Annotated in this window: 15 protein-coding genes and 1 tRNA gene; 5 read left to right on the top strand and 11 right to left on the bottom strand. The window is 65.1% G+C overall.

Annotated elements, in window-relative coordinates; all coding sequences use genetic code 11:
• Positions 1-29: 29 nt before the first annotated feature.
• The 7 genes from pth to IPM89_10840 form a co-directional block, all read right to left on the bottom strand.
• Positions 30-659 carry an aminoacyl-tRNA hydrolase gene (gene pth, locus IPM89_10870; GenBank protein ID QQS53390.1) on the bottom strand — a complete coding sequence of 210 codons (630 nt, stop codon included), beginning with the start codon at positions 657-659 and terminating at the stop codon, positions 30-32.
• 34 nt (positions 660-693) lie between these two features.
• Positions 694-1,323 carry a 50S ribosomal protein L25/general stress protein Ctc gene (locus IPM89_10865; protein ID QQS53389.1) on the bottom strand — a complete coding sequence of 210 codons (630 nt, stop codon included), beginning with the start codon at positions 1,321-1,323 and terminating at the stop codon, positions 694-696.
• A gap of 92 nt (positions 1,324-1,415) precedes the next feature.
• Positions 1,416-2,351, bottom strand: coding sequence for a ribose-phosphate pyrophosphokinase (locus tag IPM89_10860; protein ID QQS55884.1), 936 nt, complete (start codon positions 2,349-2,351; stop codon positions 1,416-1,418).
• A 49-nt stretch (positions 2,352-2,400) separates the two neighbouring features.
• A tRNA-Gln gene (locus IPM89_10855) sits at positions 2,401-2,475 on the bottom strand.
• A gap of 16 nt (positions 2,476-2,491) precedes the next feature.
• Positions 2,492-3,364 (bottom strand): 4-(cytidine 5'-diphospho)-2-C-methyl-D-erythritol kinase, encoded by an 873-nt coding sequence (gene ispE, locus IPM89_10850; GenBank protein ID QQS53388.1) that lies wholly within the window; start codon positions 3,362-3,364, stop codon positions 2,492-2,494.
• Positions 3,352-3,936 (bottom strand): outer membrane lipoprotein LolB, encoded by a 585-nt coding sequence (lolB, locus tag IPM89_10845; protein QQS53387.1) that lies wholly within the window; start codon positions 3,934-3,936, stop codon positions 3,352-3,354. Before lolB ends, ispE begins: the two co-directional genes overlap by 13 nt.
• 56 nt (positions 3,937-3,992) lie before the next feature.
• The gene (locus tag IPM89_10840; GenBank protein QQS53386.1) at positions 3,993-5,702 is read right to left on the bottom strand and encodes a tetratricopeptide repeat protein; all 1,710 of its coding nucleotides are present in this window, start codon (positions 5,700-5,702) and stop codon (positions 3,993-3,995) included.
• A 218-nt stretch (positions 5,703-5,920) separates the two neighbouring features.
• Between IPM89_10840 and IPM89_10835 the strand changes: the two genes are divergently transcribed.
• The 4 genes from IPM89_10835 to IPM89_10820 all read left to right on the top strand — a co-directional run bounded on the left by IPM89_10835 (position 5,921) and on the right by IPM89_10820 (position 9,600).
• On the top strand, positions 5,921-7,189 hold the full coding sequence (locus IPM89_10835; protein ID QQS53385.1) for a glutamyl-tRNA reductase: 1,269 nt from the start codon (positions 5,921-5,923) through the stop codon (positions 7,187-7,189).
• The gene (gene prfA / locus IPM89_10830; GenBank protein ID QQS53384.1) at positions 7,186-8,268 is read left to right on the top strand and encodes a peptide chain release factor 1; all 1,083 of its coding nucleotides are present in this window, start codon (positions 7,186-7,188) and stop codon (positions 8,266-8,268) included. Before IPM89_10835 ends, prfA begins: the two co-directional genes overlap by 4 nt.
• Positions 8,265-9,113 (top strand): peptide chain release factor N(5)-glutamine methyltransferase, encoded by an 849-nt coding sequence (prmC, locus tag IPM89_10825; GenBank protein ID QQS53383.1) that lies wholly within the window; start codon positions 8,265-8,267, stop codon positions 9,111-9,113. The genes prfA and prmC overlap by 4 nt, the downstream gene beginning before the upstream one ends.
• Positions 9,114-9,189: 76 nt before the next feature.
• Positions 9,190-9,600: a hypothetical protein gene (locus tag IPM89_10820; protein QQS53382.1), complete on the top strand. Its 411-nt coding sequence runs from the start codon at positions 9,190-9,192 to the stop codon at positions 9,598-9,600.
• Positions 9,601-9,618: 18 nt separating this feature from the next.
• Here the strand turns inward: IPM89_10820 and ald are convergent, their stop codons facing one another.
• Positions 9,619-10,737, bottom strand: a complete 1,119-nt coding sequence (gene ald, locus IPM89_10815; protein ID QQS53381.1) for an alanine dehydrogenase — start codon at positions 10,735-10,737, stop codon at positions 9,619-9,621.
• Between the two features lie 244 nt (positions 10,738-10,981).
• On the opposite strand from ald, the gene IPM89_10810 reads away from it, so the two are divergent.
• On the top strand, positions 10,982-11,467 hold the full coding sequence (locus IPM89_10810) for a CreA family protein (GenBank protein QQS53380.1): 486 nt from the start codon (positions 10,982-10,984) through the stop codon (positions 11,465-11,467).
• A 54-nt stretch (positions 11,468-11,521) separates the two neighbouring features.
• On the opposite strand, the gene pbpC is transcribed toward IPM89_10810, so the two are convergent.
• From pbpC to kaiB, 3 genes are read right to left on the bottom strand one after another with little or no spacing between them, the layout of a single operon-like run.
• On the bottom strand, positions 11,522-13,585 hold the full coding sequence (pbpC, locus tag IPM89_10805; protein QQS55883.1) for a penicillin-binding protein 1C: 2,064 nt from the start codon (positions 13,583-13,585) through the stop codon (positions 11,522-11,524).
• Between the two features lie 41 nt (positions 13,586-13,626).
• Positions 13,627-15,150, bottom strand: coding sequence for a circadian clock protein KaiC (gene kaiC / locus IPM89_10800; protein QQS53379.1), 1,524 nt, complete (start codon positions 15,148-15,150; stop codon positions 13,627-13,629).
• Between the two features lie 21 nt (positions 15,151-15,171).
• Positions 15,172-15,450 carry a circadian clock protein KaiB gene (kaiB, locus tag IPM89_10795; protein ID QQS53378.1) on the bottom strand — a complete coding sequence of 93 codons (279 nt, stop codon included), beginning with the start codon at positions 15,448-15,450 and terminating at the stop codon, positions 15,172-15,174.
• Between the last annotated feature and the right edge of the window lie 61 nt (positions 15,451-15,511).

The following is a 15,511-nucleotide window of genomic DNA, read 5'->3' as shown; positions in this document are numbered from 1 at the left end:
GCGTTTAGGCCGGGGAGGATGTCAAGGTTTCAGGTAGAACCGTCCGGCGCCGGGGAGAGCGGCGGTTCGATCCGCCGTCCGTGCAGGGCTTGCACGGCGCGTTGCCATTGGCCAGCCAGGATACGCGGCAGCTCGCGCAGCGCATCGAGGATGGCTTGTTCGATCAGGGTTTGCTCCGTGCGCGGAGGGTGGCGCAGCACATGATCAAGCACCTCGCGGCTGTCACCAGGATGGCCGATGCCCAGTCGCACCCGCGCAAAACCGTTGCTCCCCAGATGGGCGATCAAATCGCGCAGACCGTTGTGACCGCCATGTCCGCCGGCCTGTTTCAGCCGCACCATGCCCGCCGGCAGGTCCAGGTCATCGTGCGCGACCAGGATCGCCGCCGGTGGAATTCGATGGAAGCGCGCCAGCGCCGCGACCGCCTGCCCGCTGCGGTTCATGAAGGTCATCGGTTTCAGCAACCACAGCTCCTGTCCGGCCAGCGCAATCCGACAGGTCTCGCCGTGGTATTTCGCATTGAGGCGAAACTGGCCGCCGTACTGACGAGCCAGTTCGTCCGCCAGCCAGAAGCCGGCGTTATGGCGGGTGCCGGCGTACTGGGGGCCGGGGTTGCCCAGCCCCACCAGCAGTTGCGGTAGCGGTGCCGGTTCCGACATGGGCTCGTCCGTTTGGGAAAATCCGGCCTGGGCTTCAGTCGGCCGCCGGCTCGTCGCCAGCCGCTTCCTCTTCGTTACCGCCATGGGCATGGTGAATACTGACCAGGAGTACGTCCGACTCCGAGCCTGGTTCGATATGGCTGGTCAGTGTCACCCCGGCTGGCAGTTTGATTTCGGACAGACGAACGCTATCGCCCAGTTCCATGTCGGCCATGTCGATTTCAATGAATTCCGGCAGGTCGCTGGGCAGGCATTCGATTTCAATTTCGATCAGCGCGCGGCTGATCATGCCGCCCTGTATCTTGACGCCGCGCGCGGTGGTTTCGTTGGCGAAATGGATCGGTACGTGGGCCCGCAGCTTGTGGTCGGCGATCACCCGCAGAAAGTCCAGATGCAGGAAGGTCGGCTTGAAGGGGTGGCGCTGGATGTCGCGCAGTACGGCCTGCTCGGTGCGGTCGCCTATATTCAGGGTCAGCACATGCGAATAGATCGCGTCGTTCTTGAAATGATTCATCAGATCCAGTTGATCCAGCAACAGTGGCACCGGATCTTGCCCGCCGCCGTACAAAATGGCCGGCACCTTACCGGCACGGCGCAGGCGGCGGCTCGCACCTTTGCCCAATTTGCCGCGCGGATCGGCTTGCAGTTCGAACGTGGTACTCATTGGATTATGCTCCAGTGGTAAAAAAACACGGCGCGCCCGCGACCAGGCGCACCGCTTGGATTGACCGCCCGTTCGGCGGGCGGGGACGGCGTTTAAAACAGCGAGCTGACTGATTCCTCGAGATGGATGCGGCGCATGGTTTCGGCCAGCAGGCCGGCTACGCCGATCTGGCGGATGTTCGGGCAGGCGACCGCCGCGGGGCGCAGCGGGATGCTGTCGGTGACCACCAGTTCATCCAGCGCCGAACCACGGAGATTATCGACCGCGGGGCCGGACAGCACGGCGTGGGTGCAGTAGGCGCGCACCGAGGCGGCGCCCCATTCCTTCAGTGCCCGGGCGGCCTGGCACAGCGTGCCGGCGGTATCCACCATGTCGTCGACCACGATGCAGTGTTGTCCCTCCACATCGCCGATCACATGCATCACCTGGGTCTGATTGGGCGCCGGCCGGCGTTTGTCGATGATCGCCAGTTCCGAGTCGTCCAAGCGCTTGGCCAGGGCACGGGCGCGCACCACGCCGCCCACGTCCGGTGACACCACCATCAGATCATTGCCGAGGTTCTGCGCGCGGATGTCGTTCAATACGATCGACGTGGCGTAGACGTTATCAACCGGAATATCGAAAAAGCCCTGAATCTGGTCAGCGTGCAGATCCACGGTCAACACCCGGTCCACGCCGACGCTGGTGATCATGTTGGCGACCACCTTGGCGGAAATTGGCACTCGCGCCGAGCGCGGGCGGCGGTCCTGCCGCGAATAGCCGAAATAGGGGATGACCGCCGTAACCCGCACCGCCGAGGAACGCCGCAGGGCGTCGGCCATCACCAACAGCTCGATGATATTGTCGTTGGTGGGATAGCAGGTGGGCTGGACGACGAAGACATCCTTGCCGCGCACATTCTCCATCAGTTCGATCATGACCTCGCCATCGCTGAAGCGATCGACGATTGCTTGACCGAGGGGCAGTTGGAGATGACTGACGATATCGCGGGCCAGTTGCGGGTGGGCGTTGCCGGCGAATACCATCATTCGACCTTCGTACACGACGCAATCCCCCGTTGTCGATCTCTGTGGTAGATGGCTGGGCCGCCAGGATTCGAACCTGGGAATGCCGGATCCAAAATCCGGTGCCTTACCGCTTGGCGACGGCCCAAGAAATCGCAGGTGCTTCAGGCGGGTGCGACACATTCCCGCGTCAGGCGCTCATGCAGTGGCGAACGATTGCAACCGCGGGCGACGAACCCCTTCCAATCCGGCGGTAGCCGGTCCAGCACATACTGGGCGTGGTCGGTGCTCGGAAAGGCGGCGAACACGCATGCGCCGGTGCCAGTCAAGCGAGGCGACCCGTATCGCACCAGCCAGGCGGCGGCGGCGGCAACTTCCGGGTAGCGGCGGTAAACCACCGCCTCACAATCGTTGCCGTCAGCACCCATCATGAAGTCGGTTATTGTGATCAGCGATGAGTTTCTTGTCAATTCCGAATCGCCGAACACCGCACCCGTGGCCACATGACAGGTCGGAGCCAACACCACGAACCAGGGCTCGTCCAGTTCCAGCGGCGTCAGCCGTTCGCCGACGCCTTCCGCCCAGGCCGCTCGGCCATGCACGAATACCGGCACGTCGGCGCCCAGCCGCAGTCCGAGTTCGGCCAGTTCCACCAGCGTCAGCCCGGTCCGCCAGTAGTGGTTGAGCGCGACCAGCGTGGTAGCGGCGTCGGAGCTGCCGCCACCCAGACCGCCGCCCATGGGCAAGCGCTTGTCGATGCGGATGCGCACGCCCTGATCGACGCCGGTTGTCTGTTGCAACAGGCGGGCGGCGCGTACCGTCAGATCGGCCTCCGGCGGCACGCCGACGACTTCGCCATCGCGGGTAATCGTGTCATCGTCGCGCGGCTCGAACCACAGCCGGTCGCAGCGATCCAGGAACTGAAACACTGTTTGCAGCAGATGGTAGCCATCCGGTCGTCGGCCGACGACGCGCAGCATGAGGTTCAGCTTGGCGGGAGCCGGCCAGGCGGCGGAATCGAGCGTTATAGCGTCCATTGCTCGATCACCAGCTTGACGCCGAGATCCAGTCGCCGGGCGACGATGCGCTCGGGCAGGTCGAGGTTGAAAACGGAGCTTGGGGCATAGCTGGGATACTCAATCACCCAACCATTCTGTTCCAACCGAGTCAAGCGACCGGCGGCATCGGTTTGCAGGAGGGTGGTCGGACCTGGCGCCGGCAAGCCGCGTACCCAGTAACGCAGGCCGGTCACCGGCAGGCGCAGGCCGAGAGTTTGCTCCAGCAGGAGATCGGGATCGGGCGCGGTCGAGCGCTGGCCATCCTGAGTCTGGATGCTGACCTCGCGTTCGTCGCCCTGGATCGTGATTCGGCCCTGGCCAAGCGGACCGATGATGTCGATGCGGTAAGCGGGTTCCCGCTGCGTCCACTGGAAGCCGGCGTGCCAACCGTCCTGGCCGTTGACCACGCCGATGCGCCCGTCGGCTTGCCACTGCGTCAATCGGGTCAGGACGGACTGGCGGGCGGCCCAGGCATCCGGCGCGGTCGGCGGAGAGGAGGGGGCCACCGCGCAACCCGCCGACAGGACGAGCAGCAGCGCCATCAGGGCCATGCCCCAGTGCCGTGGCGCACGCCACCCGTGGGTCCCACACGGCATCCGCGGCACGTTCACCACCCCAACTGCTCTTGCAGCTTGCGCAGATGCGGGCTGTTCGGCGTTTTGGTCAATGCTTCCCGCCAGATTTTCTGGGCTTCCTCGCGTTGGCCGCTAGCCCACAGCACTTCGCTGAGGTGCGCGGCGATTTCCGCGTCCGGGTTCCGCTGGTAGGCTTGCCGCAGGTATTGCAAGGCCTTGGCGTTATCGCCCAATCGGTACTGTATCCAGCCCATGCTGTCGAGCACGGCGGGATCGTCGGGCAGCAAAGCCAGCGCCTGCTCGATATAGCCCAGCGCTTCCTGGTAGCGGTCGGTGCGATCCGCCAGAGTATAACCGAGCGCATTGAGCGCTTGGCCATTCTTGGGGTCGCTGGCGAGAATGGCGCGCAGGTCTCGTTCCAGCACGTCAACGCGATCGAGCCGCTCGGCCACCAGCGCCCGGGCGTACAACAGATCCTTGTCGTCGGCGTGCAGAGCCAGTCCCCGATCCAGCGTATCGAAGGCTTCTTGATAACGCTCCCCCTCGCGCAACGCTTCGGCTTCGGCCAGATACAAGTTGATGCTGTTTTTCGGGTCCTTGCGGCGCAGCGTGTCGAAATGCTGGCTGACGGCGGCGGTATCGCCGACCTTGGCCAGGACCACGCCCATCCGCATCTGGGCGGTGAGGTAGCGATCATCGCTGGTTACCCGCGCGTACCACTCGTTGGCCTTGCCGTAATCCTCGCGCTGCTCCTCGATCCGGCCCAGTTCGAAGTAGGCGTCGGCCAAGCGGGTGTTACGCTTGATCAGGTCGAGAAAATAGCTCTCGGCCAGGTCGAATTGGCGGGTTTCGGTCGCCAGCACGCCGAGGGCGTACAATGAGTCGGTGTCCTTGGGATTCTGGTTGAGCAGAATGGCGAACTCGCGGCGGGCCCTGTCCAACTGGCCGGCATCGACCAGCAGCCGGGCATAATCCATCCGCAGGTTGCGATCGCGCGGCATGGCGGCCACCGCTTTGGCGAGCCCGGCCAACGCCGCGTCTCTTTCACCCTGATCCAGCAGGATGCGGGTGCGCAGCAGGTGGGCGGAAACCAGCTTGGGGTCGCGGGCCAGCGCCTCCTTCAGGCTGAGCAGCGCCTGCTCCCGCTCGCCGGCCGCCACCGCCAGCATCGCGTGATAGTATTGGGCGAAGGCCTCGCGCGGGTAGCGGTCACGGATCTGCCGCATCACCCGCAGCGCCGCCTGCTTGTCGTCCATCTGGCTCAACAACGAGGCCACGGTGGCGAAACCCTGTTGTTTGTCCTTGGCGCGGGCGGCCTTGCGGATCGCGTCCAGAGGGGACATGGCCTCGTTCTCTTGTCCGTTGCGCAGCAGCGCCAGCGCCAGCGCCTGTTGGGCCTGTTCGCTGCTGGGGTCGAGCGCCAGCCAGCGCCGTGCCAGATCCAGGGCGGCGGCATGGTCTTTCATGATCAACGCCAGCATCGTCGCCCGTTCGGCTATCCGGGGGTCGTGACTGGCGACCGTGGCCTGACGGTAGTTGGTCAGCGCCACGTCGAGGCGGTCGCGTTTGCCCGCCAGTTCCGCCACCAGCACCTGGTACATCAGTTCAGCGCGGGGACTGGGTTGCAACGCCGGTCGGATCGAGTATTCCGGAACGGCGGGAGCCTGCGCGTCCACCACCGTCGCGCAGCCGCCCAACAGCAAGCTGCTTAAGCCCAACACCTTCAAAAGCAATCTATTCATCGCCGGGTATATCTATCATTCGGTTTCGGCGGTCGGAGAACCGCCCGAAAGGGGGTTGGCGCAAGACGGGAGCGCCGGCTTCCAGGCCGCGGCACGTCGGCGCGTGAAAAAGGAGGGGCAACCGTTCGCATGATAATCCATCAAAACACTATGACCTTGTCATTCGCCTATTGTATCCCGCAGAATTCCACCGTTTTTCAGCCCGATCAGATGCATCCATGCCACTGTTGGCCCTCGGTCTCAACCATCAAACCGCCCCCGTCGGCGTTCGCGAGCGGATCGCGTTTGCGCCCGAACGGCTACAATCCGCCTTGCGGGATCTGCTCGATTGCGGCGGCGCCCGCGAAGCGGCGATTCTATCGACCTGCAACCGTACCGAGGTTTACTGCGGCCTCCATGACGAAAACGGCCGCCAAGTGGTGGAATGGCTGGGCGATTATCATAAGTTGCGCACGGTCGATTTGCAGCCTTATCTGTACCGGTACACCAACCGGCGGGCGGTGCGCCACATCCTGCGGGTCGCCTCCGGACTGGATTCGCTGGTGCTGGGAGAGCCGCAGATCCTCGGCCAAATCAAGGCCGCCTATCAGGTTGCCAACAGCGCCGGCGCGCTCGGTGTCCGGCTGGAGCGGCTGTTCCAGCATACCTTCTCGGTCGCCAAACAGGTCCGCACCGATACCCGCATCGGTGCCAGCCCGGTGTCGGTGGCGTTCGCGGCGGTCGGCCTGGCCCGGCAGATTTTCGCCGACCTGCCCCGCTGCGCCGCCTTGCTGATCGGCGCCGGCGACACCATCGAGCTGGTCGCCCGCCACTTGCACGAGAGCGGGGTCGGGCGGCTGATCGTGGCCAACCGCACCTTGGAACGAGCCCATGCGCTGGCGGCCTCCTTCGCCGGTTACGCCGTTGCCCTGGACGAAATCCCGGCCCATCTGGGCGAGGCCGATATCGTCATTGCCTCCACCGCCAGCCCCGACCCGCTGTTGGGGGCGGCGCTGGTCCGCCAGTGTCTGAAACAGCGCCGCCATCGGCCGATGCTCATGGTGGATTTGGCCGTGCCGCGCGACATCGATCCGGCGGTCGCCGAACTGGACGATGTCTATCTATACACGGTGGACGACCTTAAAGATATCATTCAGGATAACCTGCGCTCGCGCCAGGCCGCCGCCCAGCAGGCCGAGGAAATCATCGACACTCAGGTCGAACACTTTATGGCCTGGTTGCGCGCCCAAGGCAGCGTCGCCAGTATCCGCGCCCTGCGCCGGCAGGCCGAAGCTACCCGCGACGAGGCGATGGACCGCGCCCGACGCCAGCTCGCCCAGGGCAAGGACCCGATCGCCGTGCTCGATATCCTGGCCCATACCCTGACCAACAAGTTCCTTCACGTACCTTGCGTCGGACTGCGCGAAGCCGCCGCCGAAGGCGATACCACCATGCTGAATCTGATCAAAAACCTGTATCGATTGGGTGACGGAGATCCGCGCCGATGAACGCCTCCATGCTCGCCAAGCTGGAGCAACTAACGGAACGCCATCAGGAAGTCGGCGCGCTGCTGGCCGATCCCGAAATCATCGGCGACAACGACCGTTTCCGCGCCCTGTCGATGGAATACGCCCAATTGGAGCCGGTGGCGAGCGGGTTCCTGGCCTACCGTCGCACTTTGGACGATCTGGACAGTGCCCGCGAGATGAGCCGGGACGGCGACCCCGAACTGCGCGCCCTGGCCCAGGAAGAACTATTGGAGGCGGAAGAACGCCGCGCCGGGCAGGAGCAGACGCTGCAACTGCTGTTGCTGCCGCGCGATCCGCATGACGTCGGCAATGTGTTCCTGGAAATCCGCGCCGGTACCGGCGGCGACGAAGCCGCGCTGTTCGCCGGCGATCTGCTGCGCATGTATGCGCGTTATGCCGAACTGCGCGGCTGGACCCTGGAAATTCTCAGCGAGAGCCTCGGCGAGCACGGTGGCTACAAGGAGGCGATCAGCCGCATTATCGGCCATGGTGCTTATTCGCGGCTGAAGTTCGAATCCGGCGCGCACCGGGTGCAGCGGGTGCCGGTCACCGAGGCGCAGGGCCGCATTCATACCTCCGCCGCCACCGTGGCGGTGCTGCCGGAACTGGCGGAGGTCGAGCAGATCGACATCAACCCCGGCGAGCTGCGCATCGACACCTACCGCGCTTCGGGAGCGGGCGGTCAGCACGTCAACAAGACCGATTCGGCCATCCGTATCACTCACCTGCCGAGCGGGATCGTGGTGGAATGTCAGGACGAGCGTTCCCAGCACAAGAACCGTTCGCGGGCGATGTCGCTGTTGCAGGCCAGGCTGCTGGCGGCCGAGCGGGAAAAACAGACCAGCGCCCAGGCCCAAACCCGCAAGCTGCTGGTCGGTAGCGGCGACCGCTCCGAACGCATCCGCACCTACAATTTTCCGCAAGGGCGGGTGACCGACCATCGCATCAATCTGACCCTCTATAAGCTCGGCGAGGTGCTGGCGGGCCATCTCGATGCGGTCATCGATCCACTGATCAACGAATACCAGGCCGATTTGCTGGCGGCGCTGGCCGAGTGAGCGCCGCCCCCCTCCGCGAATTGCTGGCCGCCGCCGTCCAGCGACTGGCCGAAACCAGCGAGACCCCGCGACTGGACGCCGAATTGCTGCTGGCGGCGGCGCTGGAGCGGCCCCGTAGCTACCTTCATGCCTGGCCGGAGCGGGTGCCGGAATCGGAGCGGGCGACTCGTTTCCTCGCCTGGCTGGACCGGCGTCAGGCGGGAGAACCGGTTGCGTACCTGCTCGGTCGGCGCGAGTTCTGGTCATTGGAGCTGGAAGTCACGCCGGATACCTTGATCCCTCGCCCGGAAACCGAATTGCTGGTCGAATTGGCATTGGAACGGCTGCCGACGGATCGAACATGCACGCTCGCCGATCTGGGTACCGGCAGCGGCGCCATCGCCCTCGCCCTGGCGGTGGAACGGCCACGGGCGCGCATCGTCGCCACCGAGAGCGGCCCGGCGACCCTGGCCGTCGCCCGGCGCAACGCCCGGCGGCTGAACATCGCCAACGTCGAATTCCGCGAAGGCGACTGGTGCGCGCCGCTGGCCGGCGAGCGCTTCGATCTGATGGCCTCCAATCCGCCCTATGTCGCCGCCGCCGACGCTCACTGGCGGCGGGGCGATTTGCGCTTCGAGCCGGCGGCGGCGCTGGTGGCGGGCGAGGACGGGTTGGAGGCCCTGCGGTCGATCATCGCGCAAGCGCCCGCTTGCCTGCTGGCGGGCGGCTGGCTGTTGCTGGAGCACGGTTACGATCAGGGTGAGGCGGTGCCGGCGCTGTTACGGCAACGCGGCTTTGTCGAAGTGAGCGATTACCGGGACGCCGCCGGGCTGAGCCGGACCAGTGTCGGGCGCTGGCTGGCTTGAAACGGCGCGCGCCAGCGGCTACGGTTGTTATATCGATAGGCCTCGCAGTGATCCGGCAGCCGTGGAGGAAAGCGTCATGCACGCCGACACCGAAGAGCTGTACAAGCACCGCACCATCCAGTTTTGTCGTCTTCATGCCGATCCCGATCAGGCGGGCTCGGCGGCGGGCTGGTTGCGAGAGGTGGCTGGCGTCCATGCCGTCCAGTACCTGTCGCCCCATGCCCTGATCGTGGTGTACGACCTGCGACGGGTGACCTTGCAAGGTATCGAACAGGCCCTGGGCGAGCTCGGTTACCACCTCGACAACAGTCTGTTGTGCAAGCTGAAGCGGGCGTTGTTCCACTACGCCGAGGAAACCCAGCGGGAAAACCTGGCCATCGCCCAGGAAGGCCAGACCCCCCGGCAGGAGGTTTTCATTAACCGCTATCAGCACCTCACCCACGGTTGCCGCGATCCGCAACCGGAGTACTGGCGGGAATATCAGTAAGCCCCAACCCGCCTTCTTTCAGCCGGCGAGCGCGACGCGCGGTTCGAGGTACTCGTAGCCGAGATCGTCGGCCACCGCCTTATAGGTGACCTTGCCCCCGCAGACGTTCAGTCCCTCCAGGAAATTGGCATTCTCCAGCAACGCCTTCCGGTAACCTTGGTCGGCCAGCATCAGGGCATAAGGCAAGGTGACGTTGTTGAGGGCATAGGTGGAGGTATTGGGCACCGCCCCCGGCATGTTGGCGACGCAGTAATGCACCACGCCATCCACCACATAGGTCGGCTCGGCGTGAGTGGTCGGATGCGAGGTCTCGAAGCAGCCACCCTGATCGATGGCGACATCCACCAGCACTGAACCCGTTTTCATCCGCCGGACCATGTCGCGGGTCACCAGTTTGGGCGCCCCGGCGCCGGCCACCAGCACCCCGCCCACCACCAGGTCCGCTTGCAGTACATAATCTTCGAGGGAAGCCTTGGTGGAGTAGACGGTCTTGAGCGCCGCGCCAAAGCGCTGCGCCAGGTGAGCCAGCACGTTCACGTTGCGATCCAGCACGGTCACGTCGGCGGCCATGCCCAGCGCCATGTAAATGGCGTTTTCGCCGACCACGCCGCCGCCGATCACCACCACCTTGGCCGGGGCCACGCCCGGCACGCCACCCAGCAAGATACCCCGCCCACCCTTGGCGCGTTCCAGCGCCGAAGCACCGGCCTGAATCGACAGCCGGCCGGCCACCTGCGACATCGGCGCCAGCAGCGGCAGCCCGCCATGGCCATCGGTCACGGTTTCGTAGGCGATGCAGATGGCGCCGCTCTTGACCAGATCCCGGGTTTGATCCGGGTCGGGAGCCAGGTGCAGATAGGTGAACAGAATCTGGTCCGGACGCAGCATCCGGCGCTCCACCGCCTGCGGTTCCTTGACCTTCACGATCATGTCGGCCTGGGCGAAGATGTCCGCGGGCATGGCCGCGATCTCGGCGCCGGCGGCGCGATAGTCGTCGTCCGAACTGCCAATGCCCGCGCCGGCCTGGGTTTCCATCAGCACCTGATGACCGTGGGCGGTGAATTCCCGCACGCTGTCAGGAGTCAGGCCGACCCGGTATTCATGAACCTTGATCTCTTTGGGGACACCGATACGCATTGCCAGATCCTCCTGAGGAGAGTGGGGTAACCGGCCGATCATCCAATAAATCTCACGGGATGTTAAGCCGCGTTAAATAGACTCGAAATCCGGCGGGATGTTTGTTCAGACGGACTGAACGGCGGGTTCTTGAGGGTTGGGCACGCCCGCAACCCTTCGGTTCGCCGAGGCTGAGTCCGGTGTCGAGTTGCGTTATTCTCCCGGGTACGATTAAGCAACGGAGAAACCCCGGATGAATCGCAAAATGAGAACCCCTTGGCTCGGTGGGCTGCTCGGTGGGGCGCTGGTCATGGCGCCGCTGGTCCACGCCGATGAAATCGGCAGCGTGGACACTGCCTTCCAGTGGTTGGGGCCGAACCACAAAATCGTGGTCGAAGCCTTCGACGATCCCAAGATCGACGGCGTGACCTGTTACGTCAGCCGCTCGCAGACGGGCGGCATCAAGGGCGGGCTGGGGTTGGCCGAGGACACCTCCGACGCCTCGCTGGCCTGCCGGCAGACCGGGCCGATCAACGTCAAGGAGAAGTTCAAGAACGGCGAGGAAGTATTCACCGAACGCCGTTCGCTGCTGTTCAAGAAGATGCGGGTGGTGCGCTTCCTCGACCAGACGCGCAATACCCTGGTGTATCTGGTCTACAGCGACAAGCTGGTGGAAGGTTCGCCCAAGAACTCGGTGTCGGCGGTGGCGATGATGCCCTGGGGCGACAAACTGCCCAAGACAGCGCCGTAGGCGCAAAACCCAGGCTCTCATCACCCGGAATAATCCCGAGGGAAAAGGCAGTCGTTATTCCCTGGTGGTCCGACTGATCCACACTTCGGCGCTGGCGGCCTGCCCGGCCTGATCCAGCACGGTGATCCGCGCCAGCCCCTCACCGTCCGGCGGCCAGAACGCATCCCGCCGCCATGGGTTCGCGGGCAACGGCCGACCGTTCACCAGCCAGCGCAGCGGCCGGACCCCACCGGTCGCGGCCAGTGGCAGCTCGGTCAAGCGATCGTCCCGCGCCGGCAATTCCACCGTGGTCCCCGCCACTGGGAAGCTGATGCCGAGCGGTGGCGCGCTGGCTGTTTCCCGCGCCGAGCGGGTGCGGAAATAGCGCAGGCGCTCCGGCAATTGTTCGCGGCCAACCACGCGCAGCACGTTGGCGGGCGGCGGCGTGGGCGGGGTCGTGGGTTCCGGTAGCAGATCGAACACCCGGAACAGCAGCGGCGCGGCGGTGTTGCGGCCGTAGTGACCGGGGCTGGGCGAGCCGTCCGGCCGGCCGACCCAGACCCCGACGGTGTAATCGGCGTCGAAACCCAGCGCCCAGGCATCGCGGAAGCCGTAGGAGGTGCCGGTCTTGTGGGCGATGAAGCGCGGCCGGGCGGCGCTGGCCGGCGGGGCCACGTTTTGCGGCACCGGCGAACCACGCAGGATATCGTTCAGATACCAGCAGGCGGTGGCCGTCAACAGATCGCGGCCCGGCTCGATGGGGTCGGCGGGGGAGAAGCGCAAGGGCGCGATCCGGCCGCCGCTGGCGATACCGGCGTACAGCGTCGCCAGTTCCTCCAGGGTCATGCCGACCCCGCCCAGCACCAGCGGCAAGCCGGGCCGGGGGTTGGCCGTGTTCCAGTGCAGCGGCAAGCCGACCTCGCGCAGCCGCGAAGCCACCCGCGCCGGCCCGACCTGTTCCAGCACCGCCACCGCCGGGATGTTTCGCGACTGTTGCAGCGCCTCGCGCACCGACAGTTGTCCGGCGTAGGTGTTGAGGAAATTGCCGGGGCTGTAGTCGCCAAAGTGGGTCGGTACATCCTCGATCAGGGTTTCGGGGTGGATCAGCAGATCGTCGAAACCCAGCCCGTACACCAGCGGTTTCAGCGTCGAGCCCGGCGAGCGCACCGCCCGCACCATGTCAACCTGGCCGGCGCGGCGCGGATCGAAGAAATCGCTGGCGCCGACATAGGCCAGCACCCGCCGGTCGCGGTTCGCCACCACCAGCAGCGCGATGCTGCTGGCCGGCTCCAGCACGCTCTGCCGCTGGCGAGCCAGCGTTTCCAGGGTCTGCTGCAAATTCCGGTCGATAAAGGTGTGCAGCAGCGGCGCATCCGGCCGGGCCGCGCGCAATCGCCCGGCCAGATGCGGGGCCAGAAACGGCAGGGAGCGCCGGCGCCGGGGAACGGGCTCCTCGCGGGCTTCCTCCACCTGGCGCGAGGTCAGCACGCCGACTTGGCCCATGCGCGCCAAGACCTTATCCCGCGCCGCCCGCGCCCGCTCGGGATAGCGGTCCGGCCGCAACCGGGACGGGGCTTGCGGCAGCACCACCAGCAGCGCTGCTTCCGCCGCCGTCAGCCGGATCGGTTCCTTGCCGAACCAGGCCAGCGCGGCGGCGCGTATTCCTTCCAGATTGCCGCCGTAGGGGGCCAGAGTCAGGTAGAAACCGAGAATTTCATCCTTGGAATAGCGGCGTTCCAGTTGCAGGGCGCGCAGCATTTCGCCCAGCTTGCCGGACAGGTCGCGCCGGTGCGGCTCCAGCAGGCGGGCGGTCTGCATGCTCAGGGTCGAAGCGCCCGACACCACTCGGCCATGCCGCAGCCATTGCCCCAGCGCCCGCGCCACCGCCAGCGGATCGACGCCGGAATGGGTGGCAAAACGCTGGTCTTCGTAGGCCGCGAGCATGGTGAGGTACAGCGGGTCCACGTCTTTCGGCCGCGCCGGTAGCCGCCACACGCCCGGCGGCGTGGTGAAGGCGCGCAGGATGCGCTGCTCGGAGTCCAGCGCCAGGGTTGAAGTGTTTCGGGCGCGCTCGACCGGCGGCGGCAGCCAGCGATCCAGCGCCAGGGACGCGCCGACGATGGCGACCAGCAGCGCCAGCCCGAAACCGACGCGCCGGCCGGTGAGGAGCCGGCTGTTTGTCACCCCTCGTCGTGGTCGGCGAACAGCGTGTCCAGCCGCTTGATTTCGTGCGGCTCCACATGGCGAGGATGGCCCGACAGGATGCCGGTGACGTTGCGGAAGGCCTGGCCGATGTGCATGCCGGTGGCGTCGATGGAAAACTCGCGGATTTCCTTGTCGTGGGCCGAGCCGCGCATCTTCAGCACGGTAATGCCGCGAGTGATCTCCCCGAACAGTTCCACATAGCGCAGCAGGATGATGGAGTCGGTGATGGTGGAAATATGGGCTTCGGTAATCGATTCGCCGCCGATCAGTCGCGGGGTGGTGGCGGTGAACAGGCCGGCGATTTCCCGGTGCTTGATGAACGAGGTTAGACCGATCACGAATTCGCGGTAACCCTTGACGGTGGAAACCCGCTCCAGGGCCGACAGGCTGTCCACCGCCACGCGATTGGGCTGAAACTCATCGATGGCTTCCTTGATGGCGATCAGGTGGTCTTCCAGCCCCATGGTTTCCGGGTAGGCCGCAATGACCTTGAGCAGACCCCGGGATTCCAGATCCTCGAAGTTCTTACCCCAGCCGGTGGCGTTGCGCGTCAACTGATCCCGGCTTTCCTCGAAGGCCAGAAACAGGCATCGTTCGTTACTGGTCGCGCCGCTGGCGGCAAATTCGGTGGAGATCAGCGTCTTGCCGCAGCCGGTGGCGCCGGACACCAGAATGATCGAGTCGCGGAAGAAGCCGCCACCGCACATGATGTCCAATTCGCGGCTGCCGGAGGCGATGCGGGTGTTTGACGAGCGCTGCTTGAGTTCGATGGCCGACAGCGGGATGACCACGACGCCCTGGCCGGGGAGCACCGTCAGTGGATATTCGCCCTTCTGGTGTTCGGTGCCGCGGAACTTGAGCAGTTCCAGGGTCCGCCGCCGCTTTTCTCCATCCAGCACGTTGCGCAGGATCATAACGTTATCGACCACGAACTCTTCCACACCGTAACGGCTGATGCTGCCATACTCCTGTGTACGCTCGGCGGTCATGATCGCGGTGATCTTCATCAGCTTCAATGCCGCCGAGATGCGGAACAGCTCATTGCGGATCAGCGCGTGATTTTCGAAATAACTGAACAGGGAACCCAGTGAATCCATCGCCAGCCGCCGCGCGCCGACCCGGTTGACCGCGGATTCGATACGGGCCAGCAATGCGCCGAGATCGTATGCGCCGGCAATGACCTCGGTTTCGCCGGGCAGCGGCGAGGCATCGACGAAAGCCCAGCGCCCCTCGGTTTCCCAAGTGGCGATGTCCCAGCCCAGCGAGACCATGCTGCGGCGGATATCGGCCGGCGCTTCCTCGAAAGTGACGAACACGCCATGCTGGTCGAACTGGCGGATGCCTTCGGCCAGAAACTGGGCGGCGAACACGGTCTTGGCGCTGCCGGCCGAACCGGCAAGCAGCGTGGTGCGGCCTTCGGGCAGCCCGCCTTTGGCGATCGCATCGAAGCCGGGGATGCCGGTGACCAGTTTGCTGATCGTACTGTTGTTTAAGGGCATGCTTGGGTACCTCGGCTGAAATCAGGAAAGCGGTGTGAGATCCAAGCCCAACAGGACGCGCTCGCTATCGGATAGATCGCCGATAATGCGCCGCAGAGGCGGCGGCAGGCTTTTGATCAGCGTCGGCGTGGCGATAATGCGGTCGTTCTCGGCGAGTTGCGGATGTTCCAGTACGTCGATCACCTGCATTTCGAACTGAGATTTCAGCTCGGCCTCGCAAATCCGGCGCAGGTTGCTGATGGCGCGCTCGCTTTGCGGGGTGTGTCCGGTGATATAGAGCTTGAGCACGAATTTATCCATGAAAAAATCCTCGTTTCGAGTCGATGCCCCGGCTATCGCAAACGTTACAACCAGCTTTTAG

This window comes from Candidatus Competibacteraceae bacterium, from assembly GCA_016699715.1.
Lineage (GTDB): Bacteria > Pseudomonadota > Gammaproteobacteria > Competibacterales > Competibacteraceae > Competibacter.
The sequence above is the reverse complement of the archived record's forward strand: the minus strand, read 5'-3'. Positions and strand labels throughout refer to the sequence as shown.